This is a genomic window from Streptomyces sp. NPDC034103 (genome assembly GCF_055575395.1).
Map to the genome: position 1 here is coordinate 227606 of NZ_JBVISS010000006.1, position 19633 is coordinate 247238.

The following is a 19633-nucleotide window of genomic DNA, read 5'->3' on the forward strand; positions in this document are numbered from 1 at the left end:
GCACGGCGCCCTGAATCCCGCGCAAACCGCCTGTACAGCGCAGCAACCATTGCGTTACGGGCGCACCCTCGTGCATGCTCCCTGGAACCCCCCACCGTCCGTGCGCGGGATCTGGGCTAAGGAGGCGTGCCGCCGTACCCTTGGGGGTATGGGGTTGGGAAGATGATTCCCGGACACAGCTCCTCCGCACACGGTCGTCCCTCCCACTAAGGATCACAACGCCGAGACAGCCATGGCCGGTCACGAATTCTTCGAACCCGCGGACCGCAAGCGGCCGGTCGCCGACCCGACGGCGGCAGAGCCCCTGGCGGCGGAAGAGCCACGCCACTCCTGCGACCCCGCTTTCCAGCACGGCGTAGTGGTCGGCTTCGACGGCTCCACCTCCAGTGAGCGCGCTCTCGCGTATGCCATCGGCATGGCCCACCGCTCCGGCTCCGGCCTGATCATCGTGCATGTCGCCAACCGGCTGCCCACGACCGTGTGGGCGGGCTGCGAGCCGCCGGTCTTCGTCGACGTACCGGACCACCGCACCGAGGTGCTCGGGCTGGAGCTCGCCTGTGCGGACTACCTCGCCGAGGTGCCCTGGATCCTCGTGGAGCGCGGTGGCGACATCTGCCACGAGCTCGAAGAGGTCGGGCGGGAGTACGAGGCGGACGCGATCGTCGTCGGCTCCACGCACGGCATCGTGGGGCGGCTCTTCGGGTCCGTCGCGGGGCGGCTCGCGAAGCGGGCGAAGCGTCCCGTCGTGGTGATTCCCTAACTCACCCTCGACCCGGGCGAGATGAGCCCCGGAGTTCCCCGGTCCCCTGTGCGTGGCGCATAAATCTACTGGCGCGTAGAGGTGTTTGTGCCTTTGTGAAGGGCATATATCGCTCACCGCACCACCGCACGGCACGCAGGGCATGGCCCGCCGCCGCCGACGGTGCTTTGAGGCGGGCTGCGGGCCGGGGCGTGACGGCAACCGGCCAAGTGGCAGCCGACGCCGGGGTATTGGGCGGCCCCGGCGAGGAGAACGGACCCCCACGTGCGGGTGGCACACGTGGGGGTCCGTTCATCTCTGTGCGCCTGAACCGGCGCGGGGCTTTTCTACTCCACCGTCACGGACTTGGCGAGGTTCCGGGGCTTGTCGATGTCCCGGCCGAGCGCCAAGGCGGTGTGGTACGCGAGGAGTTGGAGGGGGATGCCCATCAGGATCGGGTCCAGTTCGTCCTCGTTCTTCGGGACGACGATGGTGTGGTCGGCCTTCTCCTGGTGCTGGTGGGCGACGGCGAGGATCTTGCCGCTGCGGGCCTTGATCTCCTCCATGGCGGCGCGGTTCTTCTCCAGCAGGTCGTCGTCGGGGACGATCGCGACCGTGGGCAGGGCGGGCTCGATCAGGGCCAGCGGGCCGTGCTTGAGCTCGGAGGCGGGGTAGGCCTCGGCGTGGATGTAGGAGACCTCCTTGAGCTTCAGGGAGGCCTCACGGGCCACCGGGTAGCCCCGGACGCGGCCGATGAAGAGCATCGAGCGGGCGTCGGCGTAGGCCTCGGCCAGCTTCTTGATGTCGTCCTCCGCCTCGAGGATCTCGGTGATCTGCGCGGGCAGCTTGCGCAGGCCCTCGATGATCCGCTTGCCGTCACGCACCGACAGGTCGCGGGTGCGGCCCAGGTGCAGGGCGAGCAGCGCGAAGGCGACCGTGGTGTTGGTGAAGCACTTCGTGGAGACCACGCAGACCTCGGGACCGGCGTGGACGTAGATGCCGGCGTCCGCCTCGCGGGCGATCGCCGAGCCGACCACGTTCACGACGCCGAAGACCCGGGCGCCCTTGCGCTTGAGCTCCTGGACCGCGGCGAGGACGTCGTAGGTCTCGCCGGACTGGGAGACCGCGACGTACAGGGTCTCGGGGTCGACCACCGCGTTGCGGTAGCGGAACTCGGAGGCCGGCTCGGCGTCGGCGGGGATGCGGGCGAGCTCCTCGATCATCTGGGCGCCGATCATGCCCGCGTGGTACGAGGTGCCGCAGCCGAGGATCTTCACGCGGCGGATCTGGCGCGCCTCGCGGGCGTCCAGGTTGAGGCCGCCGAGGTGCACGGTGGAGAAGCGGTCGTCGATGCGGCCGCGCAGGACGCGGTCCACGGCGTCGGCCTGCTCGTGGATCTCCTTGTGCATGTACGTGTCGTGGCCGCCCATGTCGTAGGAGGCCGCCTCCCACTCGACGGTGGTGGGCTCGGACGTCGTACGGGTGCCCTCGGTGGTGTACGTGCGGAAGTCGTCGGCCTTGAGGGTGGCCATCTCGCCGTCGTCGAGAGTCACTATCTGCCGCGTGTGGGCGACCAGCGCGGCGATGTCCGAGGCGACGAACATCTCCTTCTCGCCGACGCCGAGGACGACCGGGGAGCCGTTGCGGGCCACGACGATGCGGTCGTTGAAGTCGGCGTGCATCACGGCGATGCCGTAGGTGCCCTCGATGACGCGCAGCGTCTCGCGGACCTTGTCCTCCAGCTTCTCCGCCTGGGAGCGGGCGATGAGGTGGACGAGGACCTCGGTGTCGGTCTCGGAGAGGAACTCGACGCCGTCCGCCTCCAGCTTGCGGCGCAGGTCGGAGGCGTTGTCGATGATGCCGTTGTGGACGACGGCGACCTTGAGGTCGGCCGACATGTGCGGGTGGGCGTTGACGTCGGAGGGGGCGCCGTGGGTGGCCCAGCGGGTGTGGGCGATGCCGGTGGTGCCCTTGAAGCGGGCCGGGACCTTGGCCTCCAGGTCACGGACCCGGCCCTTGGCCTTGACCATCTTCAGCCCGGCCGTCTTCGGCGAGGTGACGACGATGCCCGCCGAGTCGTAGCCGCGGTACTCCAGACGCTGGAGGCCCTCCAGGAGGAGGGGGGCGACGTCACGCTTGCCGATGTATCCGACGATTCCGCACATGTATGTGTATTTCCGTTCCCCGGTCGTGGCGACTCAGCCGTAGACGATGCGGCGCAACTGCCTGAGCGTAAGCTCCGGCGGCGCGACCGCCCGGTATTTCAGGTCCGCCTCGATCCGTTCGAAGATCTCCGCGTTCACCAGGCCCTGGGCCTGGAGCTCGCGGTGGCGGCGACGGACGTAGTCCTCGGTCGTCTCGTCGAAGTAGGCGAGCACGTCCTGGACCACCCGCAGCGCCTCGCCCCGGTTCAGGGCCGTGGAGCGCGTCAGGTGATCAACAAGGTCGTCGTGCACTCGGTAGATCCTGGGGTATCGGCGATGGCTTCGCAAGAATCCTGCCCGATTTCGGGCACGCGTCTGGGGAGAACTCTTGGAACACCATTGAATCTCTTATGAGGCCGTGTTCGTGAACCGGCCACTCCCCGTCCTGCCTTTCGTTGCCTGAGGGGACGAGTTTCGGACGCCATGGACATCCCTCGCATGGGCGTACCCGAGCGGCTCGCCGACCGCATGAGCATGGCCGAACAGCACGAGTACCTGCGCGCCAGATTCTCCCGGCGCACGATGATCAGGGGCGGTGCCGTCACCCTGGGCGCCGTCACCGGTGGCGCGTTCGTACCCGGCGCCACCGCACAGGCCACCCCCATGGCCGCTCCGCGCACCGAGACCGTCGACGGCGCGCTCGTCGCCCCGTTCGGCCGCCACCTCGCCTACGGCAACGACCCGCGCACCGAGATGACCGTCTCCTGGCAGGTCCCCGTCGCCGTCAAGCGGCCCTTCCTCCGCGTCGGCGCCCACCCCTGGGACCTCTCCCGCAAGATCGAGGCCGAGGTGCGCACCCTCCACACGCCCGCCGGCGTCGGCGTGAGCGCCGACCACACGCAGTACTACGTGCACGCCAAGCTGACCCACCTCAAGCCCGGCCGGACCTACTACTACGGCGTCGGCCACCAGGGCTTCGACCCGGCCGCCCCGCACCTCGCCGGCACCCTGGGCACCTTCACCACCGCCCCCGCGCACAAAACGCCGTTCACCTTCACGGCCTTCGGCGACCAGGGCGTCAGCTACCACGGCCTGGCCAACGACAGCCTGCTCCTCGGCCAGAACCCGGCCTTCCACCTGCACGCCGGCGACATCGCGTACGCCGACCCGGCCGGGCAGGGCAAGCCGGCCGACACCGGTTTCGACTCGCGGGTGTGGGACCAGTTCCTCGCCCAGACCGAGTCGGTCGCCAAGTCGGTGCCCTGGATGGTGAGTTACGGCAACCACGACATGGAGGCCTGGTACTCGCCCAACGGCTACGGCGGCGAGGAGGCCCGCTTCACGCTCCCCGACAACGGACCGGACCGCAAGAACCTGCCGGGCGTCTACTCCTTCGTCTACGGCAACACCGCGATCATCTCGCTCGACCCCAACGACATCTCGTACGAGATCCCCGCCAACCTCGGCCTCTCCGGCGGTACCCAGACCACGTGGTTCGAGCGGCAGCTCAGGAAGTACCGGGCCGCGAAGGACATCGACTTCGTCATCGTGTTCTTCCACCACTGCGCCTACTGCACCTCCACCGCGCACGCCTCGGAGGGCGGGGTGCGTCAGGAGTGGGTGCCGCTGTTCGAGAAGTACACGGTGGACCTGGTCATCAACGGCCACAACCACCAGTACGAGCGCACCGACGTCATCAAGGGGAACAAGGTCGCCAAGAAGCTCCCGATCGGCGAGACGGCGTACCCCGAGACCGAGGGCGTGGTGTACGTGACGGCGGGCGCGGCCGGGCGCAGCCTGTACGCCTTCTCCGCGCCGGACTCCTACGAGGGGCACCAGAACGAGGTCGACTCCGTCGCCTCCTTCGTCAACACCAAGGACGGCAAGGTCGACGAGACCGTCGACTGGTCCCGGGTGCGCTACCTCGACTACTCCTTCCTGCGGGTGGACGTGGAGCCCGCCCCGAGCGGTCACCACGCCCGGCTGAAGGTGTCGGGCATCGCTGAGACCGGTGAGCGGATCGACCACTTCACGGTGGCCCGCAAGGCCAAGTAGCCCTTCCCCGAGGGCGGTCACATCCGCTTGAGGACCGCCTGTTTGGCCAGGGTGAACTCCTCCTCCGTCAGCACCCCGGTGCGGCGCAGCTCGCCGAGCTCGCGCAGCCGGCGCAGGAGGGCGTCGTGGCCGTCCTCGGGGGCGGCGACCGCGGCAGAGGGCGGCTCCGGTCGGGTCCCGGGGGTCTTCGTCACGTCCGTGGCGGCCGCCCGGGCCGGGTGAGGGAGCCTGGCCTGGACGGCCGCCGCGACCAGGGCCAGCAGCGCGTCCTTCTTGAAGCCCCACAGCTCCACCGCGTTGGGGTCGTACTTCGCCGGCGCCTCGGTGGGCGCGTCGCGCAACCGGAAGCGCAGGCAGCCGTTCTCCAGGCCGACCGCCGGACGCCACTCCACGGCGGCCAGGTCGGCGAGGGCGAGGGTGCGGATGCCCGCGGCCGCCTTGGTGTCCTCCGTCCACCAGTTCCACTCCAGCCGGACGTGCTCCCCGTCGAAGCTCGCGGTGCCGTCCCCGGCGGAGAAGGACAGCGGCACCGCCGGGCCCGGCAGCAGGTACTCGGCGACCGGCACGGCGGGCACCCGGTCCAGCGCCAGGGCGGCGCGCACCTGCTCCACGACGTACTCGGCGACGCCGTAGCGGTCGGCCTCGACGATGAGCTGGTACGGGTCGTCGGGTTCGGTCAGCCGGCCGCCGACGGCGTGCAGCAGCGGGTCGGAGCCGTCGCGCAGCCGCAGCCTGAGCCGTCCCGCCCGGCGCCCCTGCTCGAAGGAGACACCGGCCAACGCGCCGAGCGGCACGACCAGTTCACCCAGGGTCCGGCGGAACAGGCTCACGCTCTTGTCGCGTCCCGGGGTCAGCCGCAGGGCGTCGCCGTCGAAGGCCCAGGTGCCGTCCCGCTGGATGATTTCCGCCATGGGCAAAGTCTGGCATTCCAGGCCCGGTTGCCCAGGGGCCGTCGGCTTGATGGCAGTGGGGTGGACGCCGACGGGGTGGCCGTCGCAGAGTTGGTCTCTACCAATTCAGGGCCGAAGGGGGCCAGCCGTGAGACCGCGCCACCGCACCACTCCCCGTATGACCCGACTGCTCGGCTCGTTGCTGCTGATGGCGGCCGCGGGCTCCTTCACCGTCGGGGCGGCACCCTCGGCGTCCGGCGCCGGGGCGCGGCCCCTCGACGAGGTGGTCCCGGCGCCCGCGTCGGTCGCGCCGGGCGGTTCGCCGTACCGCATCACCCGCGGCACGCACATCCGTGTCGACGGCGGCCGGGAGGCGCGCCGTGTCGGGGAGTACGTCGCGGACGTCCTGCGCCCCTCGACCGGGTACCCGCTGCCGGTCACCTCCGGCGGCCGCGGGGGCATCCGGCTGCGGCTGGCCGAGGGCCCGTTCGGCGCCGAGGGCTACCGGCTCGACAGCGGCGCCCGGGGCGTCACCATCACCGCCGCCCGGCCCGCGGGCCTCTTCCACGGTGTCCAGACCCTGCGCCAGCTCCTCCCGGCCGCCGTCGAGAAGGACTCGGTCCAGCCCGGGCCCTGGCTGGTCGCGGGCGGCACGATCTCGGACAGCCCGCGCTACGGCTGGCGCGGCGCGATGCTGGACGTCTCCCGGCACTTCTTCACCGTCGAGCAGGTCAAGCGGTACATCGACCAACTCGCCCTGTACAAGGTCAACACGCTGCATCTGCACCTGAGCGACGACCAGGGCTGGCGGATCGCCGTCGACTCCTGGCCGCGCCTGGCCACCCACGGCGGCTCCACGCAGGTCGGCGGCGGGCCCGGCGGCCACTACAGCAAGGCCGACTACCAGGAGATCGTGCGCTACGCCGCCTCCCGCTATCTGGAGGTCGTGCCCGAGATCGACATGCCGGGCCACACCAACGCGGCCCTCGCCTCCTACGCCGAGCTCAACTGCGACGGCGTGGCACCCCCGCTGTACACCGGCACCGAGGTCGGCTTCAGCTCGCTGTGCGTCGGCAAGGACGTCACGTACGACTTCGTGGACGACGTGATCCGGGAGCTGGCCGCGCTCACACCGGGCCGGTATCTGCACATCGGCGGGGACGAGGCGCACTCCACGAGCCATGAGGACTACGTGAAGTTCATGGACCGGGTGCAGCCCGTCGTCGCGAAGTACGGCAAGACCGTGGTCGGTTGGCACCAGCTGACCGGGGCGACCCCGGCGAGGGGCGCGGTGGCCCAGTACTGGGGGCTGGACGGGACGAGCGCGCAGGAGAAGGAGCGGGTCGCGGCGGCCGCGCGCGCCGGGACCGGGATCGTGCTGTCCCCGGCGGACCGGGTCTACCTCGACATGAAGTACACCGCGGACACCCCGCTGGGGCTGGACTGGGCGGGGTTGGTCGAGGTGAGGCGGGCGTACGACTGGGATCCCGGCGACTACCTGCCGGGTGTGCCGGACGAGGCGATCCGCGGTGTCGAGGCGCCGATGTGGACCGAGACGCTCACCACGTCCGACGACATCGAGTACATGGCGTTCCCGAGGCTGGCGGGGGCGGCGGAGCTCGGCTGGTCGCCGGCCGCCACGCATGACTGGGAGCGGTACAAGGTGCGGCTCGCCGCGCAGGGGGCGCGGTGGGAGGCGCTGGGGATCACCTACTACCGGTCGCCGCAAGTGCCCTGGCCCGCGGGCTAGCTGACCGTACATGGACGGGCGCCCCGGGGGACCGTACCCCGGGGCGCCCGTCTGTCTCCGGCTCAGAACCCCGCGATCGGGTTCTTCAGGGTGCCCACCAGCTGCAACGCGCCCGCCGGGTCCGACAGGTCCACCATCTGCCGGTTGTCGCGCAGTTGGAGGCGGTTGAGGCAGGACAGGGCGAACTCCGGGGCGAACATGTCGTACTGCCGGAACCTGTCGGCGAGTTCGGGCACCGACGCCTGGTACGCGCGGGTGACCTCCGCGACCGTCCGCCAGAAGTCGTCCTCCTGAAGGACGCCCTCGGCGGCCAGGTTCGCGGCGAGGAAGCGGAAGAAGCAGTCGAAGACGTCCGTGAAGATCGACAGGAGCTTGGTGTCCTCCGGGACGTCCACGCGCAGCCGTTCGACCGCGGGCGGCAGCACCGCGTCGACGTCCATGACCGCGATCTCCTCGGCGATGTCCTTGTAGATCGCGCGCTCGACGACGCCGTCCTTCAGCACGAGGATCACGTTCTCGCCGTGCGGCATGTAGACCAGGTCGTAGGCGTAGAAGCTGTGCAGCAGCGGGGTGAAGTACGCCGTCAGGTAGCGGCGGAGCCATTCGGCCGGCTTCAGGCCCGACCGCTCGATCAGCGCGCCCGCGAAGGACCTGCCCTCGTGGTCGACGTGGACCAGGGAGGCCATGGTGGCCAGGGACTCGCCGTCCCGCAGCTGGTTCACCGGGCTCTCGCGCCACAGCGCGGCCAGCATCTTGCGGTACGGCGAGTAGCGGTCGGTCGCCGCCTCGTACTCCAGGTGCCGGTAGCCGACGGCGGCGCGCTCGCGGATGATCGACAGGCCCGTCGACTTCAGCACGGGGTCGTTGTCGATGAGCTGGGCCAGCCAGTCGTTGATCGCCGGGGTGGCCTCCATGTACGCCGCCGAGAGGCCGCGCATGAAGCCCATGTTGATGACGGACAGGGCCGTCTTCACGTAGTGCTTCTCGGGGCTGGAGCGGTTGAAGAAGGTCCGGATGGACTGCTGGGCCAGGTACTCGTCGTCGCCCTCGCCCAGACAGACCAGGTGCCGACGGGCGACCTCGGCGGCGAAGGTGACGGACAGCTTGTTCCACCACTGCCAGGGGTGCACGGGGATGAGGAGGTAGTCGGCCGGGTCGAGGCCCTGGGCGGTGAGCGTGGCGTGGAGGCGCTCGACCGTCCCCTCGCCCAACTCCTGCCGTACGAAGGTCTCGTACTCGACCCCGACACCGGCCGTGAACGCGGCGCGTGAGCGGTGGGCGGCGAGCCAGACCAGGCGGACGGGGCTCGCGGTCTCGGGGGCGTACGCCAGGTACTCGTGGATGCCGAAGCCGAGCCGGCCGTTGTTGGCGACGAAGCAGGGGTGGCCCTCGGTCATGCCGGTCTCGATGGCCTGGAAGCCGCTGGTGGCGAGCTCCGCCACCGGGACCTGGGGCTTGGTGAGCTTGTAGCAGGTGCCGGAGAGGGTGGAGGAGATCTCCTCCAGGTAGACCGGCAGGATCTCCTCGCTCAGGCCCAGCGCCTGCCTCAGCTCGACGAAGAAGTCCAGCGCGGCGAGGGGGAGGTCGACGCCGTCCCGGCGACGGGAGATCGAGTCGGCGTCGACCTGCCAGTGGTCGAGGGCGCGGCGGACGGCGGTGAACCCGTAGCGGGTCAGACCGTCGTCGCTGCGGACCTCGAAGCGGCCGTCGGCGGTGGCCTCGGGCGTGATGAGCCGCTCGTGGGCGAACTCGGCGAGCGCCTTGCGCAGGAGGAGGCGGTTGGCCTGCTCCCAGCGTTCGGGGGAGAGGTGGGCGACGGAGTCGGTCAGGCTCATGCGGAGACCTCCGCCCTCTTCGCCGCCGCGCGGAACTGCTCGCGGGTGCAGAAGCTGAGCAGCGCCTTCTTCTCCGGCTTCTGGATCTCCCGCTCGGGCACGAACCCGACGGCCTCGTTCAGGGCGTGGACGGCCTTGTTGGAGACGTCCGGCTCGACGACGACCCGCTCGACGGCCGGGTCCTCGAAGAGGTGGGCCATGACGGCGGTGATGACGGACCGGGTGAAGCCGTGCACCGGCCTGTCGGTCGCGGGCGTGAGGAAGTGCATGCCGACATCGCCCGGCCGGGGCTCGTACAGGCCGACCAGCTCGCGGTGGGCGGGGTCGTACCTCTCCATCAGGAAGGCGGGGACGCCGTGGCTGTCGAGGCCCAGCAGCGCGTGGTGGTGCTCGTCGGCGGCGATCTCCATGTACGCGCGCTCGACGTCCTGAAGTTTCGCGTCCTGCATCATCCAGAACGCGGCCTTGGGGTGGGTGACCCAGCCGTGCAGCAGCTCGGCGTCCCTCAGCGGGTCGAGCGGGCGGAAGGTGAAGGTGCGGGGGGTGGTCATACGGAGAACTCCTGGAACGCGATGGTCTTCTCGACCGGGTAGTACTCGCTGCCGAGCAGCTCGCGGATGATGTAGCTGTTGCGGTACGCGCCCATGCCCAGGTCGGGCGAGGTGATGCTGTGGGTGTGCACGCCGGCGTTCTGAAGGAAGACCCCGCGGCCGGTGACATCGATCGAGTAGTTGCGGGCGACGTCGAAGTTGCCGTGCGCGTCCCGCACCAGACGGTCCTGGACCGGCGCGAGGAACTCCGGCTCGGCGTACCGGTAGCCGGTGGCGAGGACCAGGCCCTGGGTCTGGAGGTCGTAGTCCTTCTCCTGCTCCTCCTGGCGGAAGGAGAGGGTGTACGTGCCGTTCTCGTACCGGGCGGCGTTCAGGGAGGAGTTGGTGAGCAGCCGGGTGGGGACGGGGCCGCCGAGGTTCTTCTGGTAGAGCAGGTCGAAGATCTCGTTGATGAGGTCGCCGTCGATGCCCTTGAACAGGCCCTTCTGCTCGGCGGTGAGCCGGTAGCGGGTGCTCTCCGGCAGCTCGCGGTAGTAGTCGATGTACTCCGGGGAGGTCATCTCCAGCGTGAGCTTGGTGTATTCGAGGGGGAAGAAGCGCGGGGAGCGCGTCACCCAGTTCAGCCGGTAGCCGTGGACGTCGATCTCGCCGAGCAGGTCGTGGTAGATCTCGGCGGCGGACTGGCCGGAGCCGACGATCGTGATCGAGTCCTTCTTCTGGAGCTCCGCCTTGTGCTGCAGGTAGCGGGAGTTGTGGAAGAAGTCGCCGCCGAGGCCCCGCACGGCCGCCGGGTAGTGCGGGGAGGTGCCGGTGCCGAGGACGAGGTGGCGGGCGCGGAAGACCTCACCGGCCTCGGTCCTCACCACGTACAGCTCGTCCTCGTGGGTGACCTCCGCGACGGTCGTGGAGAAGCGCACGCTGCTCAGCTTGTTCGCGGCCCAGCGGCAGTAGTCGTCGTACTCCACCCGCAGCGGATAGAAGTTCTCGCGGATGTAGAACGAGTACAGCCGGCCCTTCTCCTTCAGGTAGTTCAGGAAGGAGTACGGCGAGGTCGGGTCGGCCAGGGTGACCAGGTCCGACATGAACGGCGTCTGGAGGTGGGCCCCTTCGAGGAACATGCCCGCGTGCCACTCGAAGCCGGGCTTCGACTCCAGGAAGACACCGTTGAGTTCGTCGATGGGCTCGGTGAGACAGGCCAGGCCGAGGTTGAAGGGGCCGAGCCCGATCCCCACGAAGTCGAGGGTCGTGGTCGGGTTTTCAGGACGCGCGGTCAAGGGACTCTCCCAGGTACTGCTCGGCGTGGCCGGCGATCAGGTCGAGGACGGCCGCGATGTCGTCGGTCGTCGTCTCGGGGTTGAGCAGGGTGAACTTCAGATAGTGGCGACCGGCGACCTTGGTGCCCGCGACCACCGCGTCGCCGGAGGCGAACAGGGCCTTGCGGGCGTACAGGTTGGCGCGGTCGATCTCGGCCGGGTCGGTCACGGCGGCGGGGATGTAGCGGAAGACCAGGGTGGACAGCGTGGGCTCGACGACCACGTCGTAGCGCGGGTCGGCGGCGAGGATCCGCCAGCCCTCCACCGCGAGGTCGCACACCTCGTCGAAGAGCTGCCCGATGCCGTCGGCGCCCATCACGCGCAGGGTCATCCACAGCTTGAGGGCGTCGAAGCGGCGGGTGGTCTGGAGGGACTTGTCCACCTGGTTGGGGATGCGTTCCTGCACCATGCGGCGCGGGTTGAGGTACTCCGCGTGGTAGGTGGCGTGCCGCAGGGTGGCCGCGTCCCGGACCAGCACGGCGGAGGAACTCACCGGCTGGAAGAAGGACTTGTGGTAGTCGACGGTGACCGAGTCGGCGCGCTCGATGCCGTCGATCCGGCCGCGGTACTTCACCGAGGCGAGCAGTCCGCAGCCGTAGGCGGCGTCGACGTGCATCCAGGCGCCGTACTGCTCGCACAGCTCGGCGATCTCGGGCAGCGGGTCGATGGAGCCGAAGTCGGTGGTGCCGGCGGTGGCGACGACCGCCATGGGGACGAGACCGTCGGCCTTGCAGCGCTCCAGCTCGTGGGCGAGCGCGACGGTCTGCAGGCGCTTGTTCTGGTCGACCGGGAGGGTGACCACGGCGTCCTGGCCGAGGCCCAGCAGCTTCGCGGACTTCTTCACGCTGAAGTGGCTGACCTCGGAGGCGAAGATGCGCAGTTTGCCGAGGGAGTCGGTCTTGGCCTCCTCCCGGGCGAGCAGCAGGGCCTGGAGGTTGGACTGACTGCCGCCGGAGGTGAAGACGCCGTCGGCGTTCGGGCCGAGCCCGATCCGCGCGTTCGTCCAGTCGATGAGCTTGCGCTCGATGAGGGTGCCGCCGGCCGACTGGTCCCAGGTGTCCAGGGAGGAGTTGACCGCGGAGAGGATCGCCTCGCCGAGCACGGCCGGGATGACGACCGGGCAGTTGAGGTGGGCGAGGTAGCGCGGGTGGTGGAAGTAGACCGCGTCGCGGAGGTAGACGTCCTCCAGCTCGTCGAGGACCGCCGCGGTGTCGAGCAGCGGCTTGTCGAGGTCGATCGCGTCGATGGTGGGGGCGAGGGCGTCGACGGTGACACCGGTGAACGGACGGTCGGTGGCGGCGAGTTTGGCTGCCACCCGCTCGATACCTTCGGTCACGGAGCGGCGGTACTGCTCCGCGGTCGTGTCATTGAGCAGGTGCGAGCGCATGCTGGGGGTCCTCCGGTGGGGAGCAGTCCGTGCGGGGCGGACGGGGGTGGGGACGCGATCTTCGATCTCGCTTGACCTTACTTAGGTTAGCCTAACCTAAGTAAGGTGGGTCAAGTGTGGCGTCATCCGTGACGACGATCACGTCCGCTGCGGTCGGCACCGCCTGGGCAGCAGTCACCGCCGCGCGCCGGGGAGCCGGGGGCGTGCGGCGGTGGGTGTCGCTTTCCGTGGGTCACTCCGCGGCGCGGAGCTGCTCCTCGGTCAGGCCCTGTCGCCAGTAGCCGACGAAGGTGACGCTGCGGCGGTCCACCCCGCGCTCACCGACGAAGTGCCGGCGCAGCTGCTTCACGCGGCTCGACTCGCCCGCGATCCAGACGTACGGGCGCTCGGCGGGCGGGAGGTGGGCGGCACGGAGGGCGCCGAGGGCCATGGGGGACCCCTCGGCGCCCTCCTGGTCCGCCGCGAACCGGTCGCGCACGAACCAGGTGATCTCGGCGTCCGCCTCGGTCACCAGGTCCTGGATGTCCGCGGCGTGCTGCACCTCCAGCCAGACCCGGGCCCGGGTGCCGGCCGGCAGCGACTCGACGATCGCGGAGGCGGCCGGAAGGGCGGTCTCGTCACCCCAGATCAGCACGAGGTCGGTGCCCTCGGCGGGCCGGAACCGGATGGCCCGGTTGTCGGCGATCGCCGGGCCCAGCAGCAGGACGCGGTCACCGGCGGCGGCGCGGGAGGCCCAGCGGGAGGCGGGGCCCGCCGGGGTGGCTGCGCCGGGCTCGACGCCGTGCAGGACGAAGTCGATGTCGATCTCGGTGGTGTTCCCCAGCGGGTCGCGGCGCAGGCCGCGGAGCGTGTACGAGCGCATCACGGCCCGTACGTCGTCGGGGAGTTCACGCCACGCCTGCCACCAGCCGTCACCGAGCTCGATCGGGACCGCGGGCTCGGTCTGCCCCGGGTGGGGCAGGAACAACGACAGCGACTGGTCGCGCCCGTGGGAGCAGAACTCCCGCAACTCGTCCCCGGCGAAGGTGATCCGGACCAGCGACGGCCCGAGCCGCAGCGTCCGTACGACCGTCAGGGAGAAGAAGCGGAACGGGGCGGCGACGGCGGTGGTCATGGGGTGCGCTCCTGATCAGGGGGCGAAGTGACGTTTTCAGGGGCGCGGGGAACTGCGCGACCAGCCACGACGGGCCCGCAGTTCACCCGCTGCATCGAGCCCGTTCCTCAGCTGACCTTCTTCGCGTTCTCGAGAGCCTCGGCGAGCGTCTCGAGCAGCGGTGTGCACTTGTCGTAGGACAGGATCGGCTCGGGCGAACGGGAGATGACCTGCCCGGCCTTGACCGCGGGCAGCTTCTTCCAGGTGGCCTCGGTGATGTCGGCCGGCTGGATCGTCGAGGAGCGGTCGTCCATCATGATGATGTCGGCCTGGTACTTGTCGACGTTCTCCCAGCTCAGCGACTCGTACCAGCCGCCGCCCTTCGCCTTGGACTTCTCCGAGGGCTCGACGAAGTTCACGCCGAGGGCCTTGAAGTACTCCAGGTCGATGGAGAGGTTGGTGCCGGAGACGTAGAAGAGGTCCTGGCTCGCGGAACCGGCCAGCACCTTGATGTCGGGCTTCGCCTTGGCGGCGGCGCGCAGCCGGGTCGCGGCGGCCTCGAACTTCTTCTTGGCCTCGGTCACCTTCGCGGCCGTCATGTCGGCGCCCAGGGACTCGGCAAGCTCCCACATGCGCTGGAGCGGCGCGGTGATCTGACGGTCGTAGACGGAGATGCCGACGCTCGGGGCGAGCTTGGCGATCTTGTCGGCGGAGGCCGCGGGGACGTACCAGAGGGTGCCGGCGTCGTCGAACATCGTGGTGATGAGGACGTCCGGGGCGAGCGCGGCGTACTTCTCGACGTTGAACTGGTCCCAGACGTTGCCGAGGATCTCGACCTTGGAGATGTCCATGTCGCCGGCCTGCACGTCGGCTTTGCCGTCGGTGGTCTTGGTGGGGCCGAAGACGCCCTTCACGGAGATGCCGTAGTCGTACAGCGCGGCGGCGACACCGGTGAACGCGACGATGTTCGCGGGGACCTTGTCGAGCGAGACGGTCTTGCCGCGGTCGTCCTTGAACGTCCAGGGGCCGGACTTCGCGGCGGTCGTCCCCTTGTCAGAACCACCGCTTTTCGCGTCGTCGTCACCGCAGGCTGCGAGCACGGCACCGAGACCGAGGGCGCCGCCCGCGGCGAGGATGCCACGGCGGGTGAGGTGGGTGGCTCTGGCGTTGGACATGTGTGTGGCTGCTTTCGAACGGGGCGGATCGCCCGCCGGACAAGTTCGAATGAAGGTTAGCCTAACCTCATCACTTGTCCAGGGGCGGGACCCCTTTGATCGGAAGCTGTGCGACCCCTGTGGGGTGGGCGGTCAAGGCTTTCAGGACCCAACTTCCCTGCAAGTCACGCCCGTTGGGCTGCTTGCATTTTCAGGTAAGGGTGGATGGCGGGCCGATCACGCGGTGAGTGTGACAACCCTCCACTCAGCCCTTGACGCGTCTGGTCATGGCTCTCACCAGATCGGTCCTGGTCACTTGCAGGGCAAACCTCTTGTCGTTGCCCGGCGCGGGCTTCGCGTACCAGGGCAGGCCGCGACGGCGCCACTTGGCGGGTGCAAGGTCCTGGGGGAGCTCAGGGAGAGGTAGTGACCACCTTCCGAGCCGGACTTCACCGCGCCAGACGCCACTCGGAAGCTCGCTGACCGGTACTCGTACGGCGAACTCGGCGCTCTCGGTAGAGCGGCGGGCGGAGAAGGTGACGAGGTGCCCCTGCTCGTCGGTCAGCGTCACGGTGAGAGCGGCCTCCGGGTAGTCAGCGAGCGTGCAGCGGCCGGTGAACTCCAGCTCGGTGGGTGCGTCGGAGGCCCAGCGGACGGTGTCGATGCTCAGGTGCGGCAGTACGTCGTGCTTCTGCTCGCCGATGTCGAGGGTGAAGTTGCCGTGCGGCCTGGTGGCATAGAGGGTGACGGCGCGCATGTCCCCCGCGAGATCAATGACGCGCGTAGAGGCCGTGCCCGAGACGTCGGAGGCCCGCTTGGTACCGATGCGGACCTCTCGTGACAGACCCTGGGCGCCGATCGCGAGGGAGATGTCCCACAGCCCGTCGCTGAGAGGGCTGCCGTCGGCGGCCGTGGCGAGGTCGACGGCGGCTTCGAAGCCGGCCTGTTCGTACGCGAACCGGCCTTCGTCATCGTCGGCGCCCAGACCAGGGGTCGCGGTGTGCGTGACCGGCAGTCGGTACTCCACTGACGTGTCGCGCTCGCGTAGGACCAACTCGGTGGTGACGTCGCGGGTTTCTATTCGGTGGATGTAGGCGTGGCCGGCCGCATGCAGTGTGGTGCCGTTGATCTCGGCCCGGGTGACGTGGTGGCGTGTAGCCAGCTGAGCAGTGACGTCGTAGCAGATGTCGGGGATGCTCCGGTCGGTGTCACGGAGGAACGGGTATCGGGCGAGGGCGCGCCCGTCCTCGACGATGACGGGAGTGGCCGCCTTGCTCTCCTTGATCTGCCTCTCGAAGGCGATCAGTTCCAGGAGCTCGTCGAGCATGTGATGGCGCACCAAGTGCACCCTGAGGCGGGCCATGGCCGAGAGGTGGTCGTTCATCCCGTGGTGCCACAGCGGCTCGATGATCCCGGCGAGCTGACGCAGCATCTTCTGCTGCGTCTCGCGGGGTTCGTGAACCAGGTGGTCTCGCAGGATCTCCTGTACCTCCACGGTCAGGTGACGATGTGCGAGGTGGTCGCGTCCGGGGCCGGAGGGTACGTGCTCGAGGAGCAGATCGACCATGTGCGGCAGGAACCGCAGCCGGGGCTCCGAACCCCGGTTGAGGACGGTGGTGTTGCCTCCGTCCTCCCGCAGGGTGCAGTACATGCAGTCATAGTCCGCAATCACGGAGATGCCTGACGCCCGCAGGTACGCAAGGGCCACGAATGGCTGGTCCTCGCCGATGGGCAGGCCGGTCGGGAAGCGCAGCGCGTGCCGTTCCAGCAGGTCACGACGGAACAGCTTGAGTGGGTTGAGGGCCCAGTACACACGGGAGTTGAAGACGTCCGTCTTCGGCTGGTTGCGCTTGAACATGGTCATGGGGAGGTTGCGCCCACCAACGCCCACCATTTTGCCGAGGACGATGTCAGTGCCGTTCTTCTCGGCCATCGAGACCATGCGTTCCAGGGTCTCGGGCCCCAGATGGTCGTCGGCGTCCAGGAAGAACACGAAGCGCCCCTGGGCGAGGTCGAGTCCGGTGTTCCTTGGCGCTGCGGGACCGCCGGAGTTCTCCTGGTGGACCACCTGCATCAACCCGGGGTACATGCCCGACAGTCGGACCAGCTCCTCCGCCGTCCCGTCGGTCGAGCCGTCGTCGACGACGATGACCTCCAGCGCCTCCTGGCCGATACTTTGCTCCGCAACGGAGGAAATGCATCGAGTCAAGTAGGGCATCGCGTTGTACGCGGGAATAATGATCGAAACGGTTGGATCGGCCATCCTGATGATCTCCAAAAGGTGGGGGCACGCCCCTTTTTGGATGGCTCATTTTCCGGTACCGACGTGACCGCGGGGCGCCATTTGTGAGGGAAAGGTGCCGCAAGGGTTGTGAAGATATCATGAGGTGCCCGCGATCGCCAGGTGACTTCTGCAGCAGTGCCTGGTCGCGCCAGGTCCACGCCGTATGGCCGGATGGTTGATTTGGGTGTGTCTCGACCGGAAAAGCGCTCTCTGATGACGACCTCGTGGATATCTTCGCTCCAGCAGACTGTTCCGAGGTCGGAACGCTAGAAGACCAGCCAGCGGCGATGCGGAAGCTGTTTCGCATGAAATGAAGTTGATTCACCTTGGGCAAATCTGATGGCCCCGCCAGATAATTCCGGTGGGGGCATCAGGGCGATGTGACGGCAGCTCTGACGGCAAACGTCAGCGGACAGCTGCTGTGGTGGGCGGGTCGTCTGGGGCGTCGTCGGCCGGGGGTTCCGCGCGTACCAGCTTGCTTGCCCACGCGTGCCGCCTTCGCACGGCTTCAGGGACGGCGATGCCACGGAGGCGAGGACGCCGCTGGTGGGGTCATCGGGCACCGCCGTTCTCCGTCTTGCCGTAACGCCGGAAGGACGCCGTCTCCACCGTCCACGGACCGAACGGCACCGAGTCCCCGAAGATGTACGGCTCCTTGCTGCTGTACCGGCCCTTGCACGGCTCGGAGTGCACCTCGATCGTCCCGGTCCGGGGGTCGACGATCAGGTAGTGGGCGATGCCCATGGCCGGATACTCGGTGAGTTTGTCGCCGTAGTCGTTGTTCGGGTTGGACGGGGAGACGATCTCGACGACGGCCAGGGCTTCTGTGGCGTCGACGGCGAGACCTTCTTCGTCGAGTACGCGCTCCGGGATGACGACCGCGTCAGGGCGGCGCATGCGGCCGATCGACGGATGTTCGATCTCGGGGCCGTTCGCGCAGATGTAGCCGGGGTGGGTGGTGAGCAGTTGCTCGTCCAGTTGCTTGCAGATGCGGCGTACGGTGCCCTCGTGGCGCTTCGACGGGCGCCTCATGGCCAGTACCGGGCCCGACGGACCGATCTCGACGGTCCAGGAGCCCTCAAGGCGCTCAGCGTGGGCTCCGAGGTCCGCGGCGATCGCGCGCATCTTGGCGTAGTCCATACCCGAAACGTAACGAGGGTTGCGCAGAGTGGTCATCCGTTCCGACCGGAGTATGCGGAGGTCGTGAACGGACCGGGGCCGGTGGCACCCGCAGGACGTCGGCCCGAGTCCCTCGGAGTCGGGCCGACGTCATCCCTCAGCTCGTCAGGCCCAGTTCCCGCGCGATCAGCATCCGCTGCACCTCGCTCGTGCCCTCCCCGATCTCCAGGATCTTGGAGTCACGCCACATGCGGGCCACCGGGTACTCGTTCATGAAGCCGTAGCCGCCGTGGACCTGGGTGGCGTCGCGGGCGTTGTCCACCGCGACCGTCGACGAGTAGAGCTTGGCGAGGGCCGCCTCCTTCTTGAAGGGCTCGCCCGAGACCAGGCGGGAAGCGGCGTCGCGCCAGGCCAACCTCGCCGTGTGGGCCTTCATCTCCATGTCGGCGATCTTGAACTGGATGGCCTGGTTGGAGCCGATCGGCCGGCCGAAGGCGTGGCGTTCCTTGGCGTACTTCACCGACTCGTCCACACAGCCCTGGGCCAGCCCCGTCGCCAGCGCCGCGATCGCGATGCGGCCCTCGTCGAGGATGCGCAGGAACTGGGCGTAGCCGCGGCCCTCGGTGCCCAGCAGGTTCTCCGCCGGGACCCGGACGTCGGTGAAGGACAACTCCCGGGTGTCGGAGGCGTTCCAGCCGACCTTGGAGTACGGGGCCGCGACCGAGAAGCCCGGGGTGCCGGAAGGGACGATGATCGAGGAGATCAGCGGCTTGCCGTCCGGCTTGCGGCCGGTGACCGCCGTGACCGTCACCAGGCCCGTGATGTCCGTGCCCGAGTTGGTGATGAAGCACTTGGTGCCGTTGATCACCCACTCGTTCGTCGACTCGTCCAGGCGGGCCGTGGTGCGGGTCGCGCCCGCGTCGCTGCCGCCGTCCGGCTCCGTCAGACCGAACGCGCCAAGGATCTCGCCCGAGCAGAGCCGGGGGAGCCACTCCCGCTTCTGCGCCTCCGTGCCGTACAGGTGGAACGGCATCGCGCCCAGCGACACCCCCGCCTCCAGGGTGATGGCCACCGAGGAGTCCACCCGCGCCAGTTCCTCCAGGGCCACGCCCAGCGCCAGGTAGTCGCCGCCCATGCCGCCGTACTCCTCCGGGAAGGGCAGGCCGAACAGGCCCATGCGGCCCATCTCCCGGACGATCTCGTAGGGGAACTCGTGGTGCTCGTAGTACTCACCGATCTTCGGCGCCACGACGTCGTGCGCGAACTCCTCGACCGTACGGCGGAGTTCGTCGAGTTCGGGGGAGAGACGATGGTCCATG

15 protein-coding genes are annotated in these 19633 nt (G+C 69.0%); 3 read left to right on the forward strand and 12 right to left on the reverse strand.

The window, feature by feature from the left end:
• The first annotated feature begins 232 nt into the window (after window positions 1-232).
• The gene (locus ACZ56U_RS15160; RefSeq protein ID WP_469084461.1) at window positions 233-760 is read left to right on the forward strand and encodes a universal stress protein; all 528 of its coding nucleotides are present in this window, start codon (window positions 233-235) and stop codon (window positions 758-760) included.
• 326 nt (window positions 761-1086) lie between these two features.
• Here the strand turns inward: ACZ56U_RS15160 and glmS are convergent, their stop codons facing one another.
• Both glmS and ACZ56U_RS15170 read right to left on the reverse strand, forming a co-directional pair.
• The gene (glmS, locus tag ACZ56U_RS15165; protein ID WP_469084462.1) at window positions 1087-2904 is read right to left on the reverse strand and encodes a glutamine--fructose-6-phosphate transaminase (isomerizing); all 1818 of its coding nucleotides are present in this window, start codon (window positions 2902-2904) and stop codon (window positions 1087-1089) included.
• Between the two features lie 33 nt (window positions 2905-2937).
• Complete coding sequence (locus ACZ56U_RS15170) at window positions 2938-3195, reverse strand: hypothetical protein (protein WP_469084463.1); 258 nt, start codon at window positions 3193-3195, stop codon at window positions 2938-2940.
• Between the two features lie 186 nt (window positions 3196-3381).
• Here ACZ56U_RS15170 and ACZ56U_RS15175 point away from each other — a divergent pair, with 186 nt between their 5' ends.
• A complete protein-coding gene (locus ACZ56U_RS15175) occupies window positions 3382-4938 on the forward strand; it encodes a purple acid phosphatase family protein (RefSeq protein ID WP_469084671.1) in 1557 nt (518 codons plus the stop codon).
• Window positions 4939-4955: 17 nt separating this feature from the next.
• Here ACZ56U_RS15175 and ACZ56U_RS15180 read toward each other — a convergent pair whose 3' ends face one another.
• On the reverse strand, window positions 4956-5849 hold the full coding sequence (locus tag ACZ56U_RS15180; protein ID WP_469084464.1) for a DUF4429 domain-containing protein: 894 nt from the start codon (window positions 5847-5849) through the stop codon (window positions 4956-4958).
• Between the two features lie 157 nt (window positions 5850-6006).
• On the opposite strand from ACZ56U_RS15180, the gene ACZ56U_RS15185 reads away from it, so the two are divergent.
• Window positions 6007-7578, forward strand: a complete 1572-nt coding sequence (locus tag ACZ56U_RS15185; protein ID WP_469084465.1) for a beta-N-acetylhexosaminidase — start codon at window positions 6007-6009, stop codon at window positions 7576-7578.
• 62 nt (window positions 7579-7640) lie between these two features.
• On the opposite strand, the gene ACZ56U_RS15190 is transcribed toward ACZ56U_RS15185, so the two are convergent.
• The 9 genes from ACZ56U_RS15190 to ACZ56U_RS15230 form a co-directional block, all read right to left on the reverse strand.
• Complete coding sequence (locus tag ACZ56U_RS15190; protein WP_469084466.1) at window positions 7641-9413, reverse strand: IucA/IucC family protein; 1773 nt, start codon at window positions 9411-9413, stop codon at window positions 7641-7643.
• Window positions 9410-9964, reverse strand: coding sequence for a GNAT family N-acetyltransferase (locus ACZ56U_RS15195; RefSeq protein ID WP_469084467.1), 555 nt, complete (start codon window positions 9962-9964; stop codon window positions 9410-9412). Before ACZ56U_RS15195 ends, ACZ56U_RS15190 begins: the two co-directional genes overlap by 4 nt.
• A complete protein-coding gene (locus ACZ56U_RS15200; protein WP_469084468.1) occupies window positions 9961-11238 on the reverse strand; it encodes a lysine N(6)-hydroxylase/L-ornithine N(5)-oxygenase family protein in 1278 nt (425 codons plus the stop codon). The genes ACZ56U_RS15195 and ACZ56U_RS15200 overlap by 4 nt, the downstream gene beginning before the upstream one ends.
• Window positions 11222-12664, reverse strand: coding sequence for a lysine decarboxylase DesA (gene desA, locus ACZ56U_RS15205; RefSeq protein WP_469084469.1), 1443 nt, complete (start codon window positions 12662-12664; stop codon window positions 11222-11224). Before desA ends, ACZ56U_RS15200 begins: the two co-directional genes overlap by 17 nt.
• Window positions 12665-12896: 232 nt before the next feature.
• Entirely contained in the window at window positions 12897-13778 is an 882-nt protein-coding gene (locus tag ACZ56U_RS15210) for a siderophore-interacting protein (protein ID WP_469084470.1), read from the reverse strand.
• A 107-nt stretch (window positions 13779-13885) separates the two neighbouring features.
• Complete coding sequence (locus ACZ56U_RS15215; protein ID WP_469084471.1) at window positions 13886-14932, reverse strand: ABC transporter substrate-binding protein; 1047 nt, start codon at window positions 14930-14932, stop codon at window positions 13886-13888.
• Window positions 14933-15176: 244 nt separating this feature from the next.
• Window positions 15177-17174 carry a glycosyltransferase family 2 protein gene (locus tag ACZ56U_RS15220; RefSeq protein ID WP_469084472.1) on the reverse strand — a complete coding sequence of 666 codons (1998 nt, stop codon included), beginning with the start codon at window positions 17172-17174 and terminating at the stop codon, window positions 15177-15179.
• Between the two features lie 573 nt (window positions 17175-17747).
• A complete protein-coding gene (locus tag ACZ56U_RS15225; protein WP_469084473.1) occupies window positions 17748-18335 on the reverse strand; it encodes a Uma2 family endonuclease in 588 nt (195 codons plus the stop codon).
• A 136-nt stretch (window positions 18336-18471) separates the two neighbouring features.
• Window positions 18472-19632: an acyl-CoA dehydrogenase family protein gene (locus tag ACZ56U_RS15230; protein WP_469084474.1), complete on the reverse strand. Its 1161-nt coding sequence runs from the start codon at window positions 19630-19632 to the stop codon at window positions 18472-18474.
• Window position 19633 lies beyond the last annotated feature (1 nt).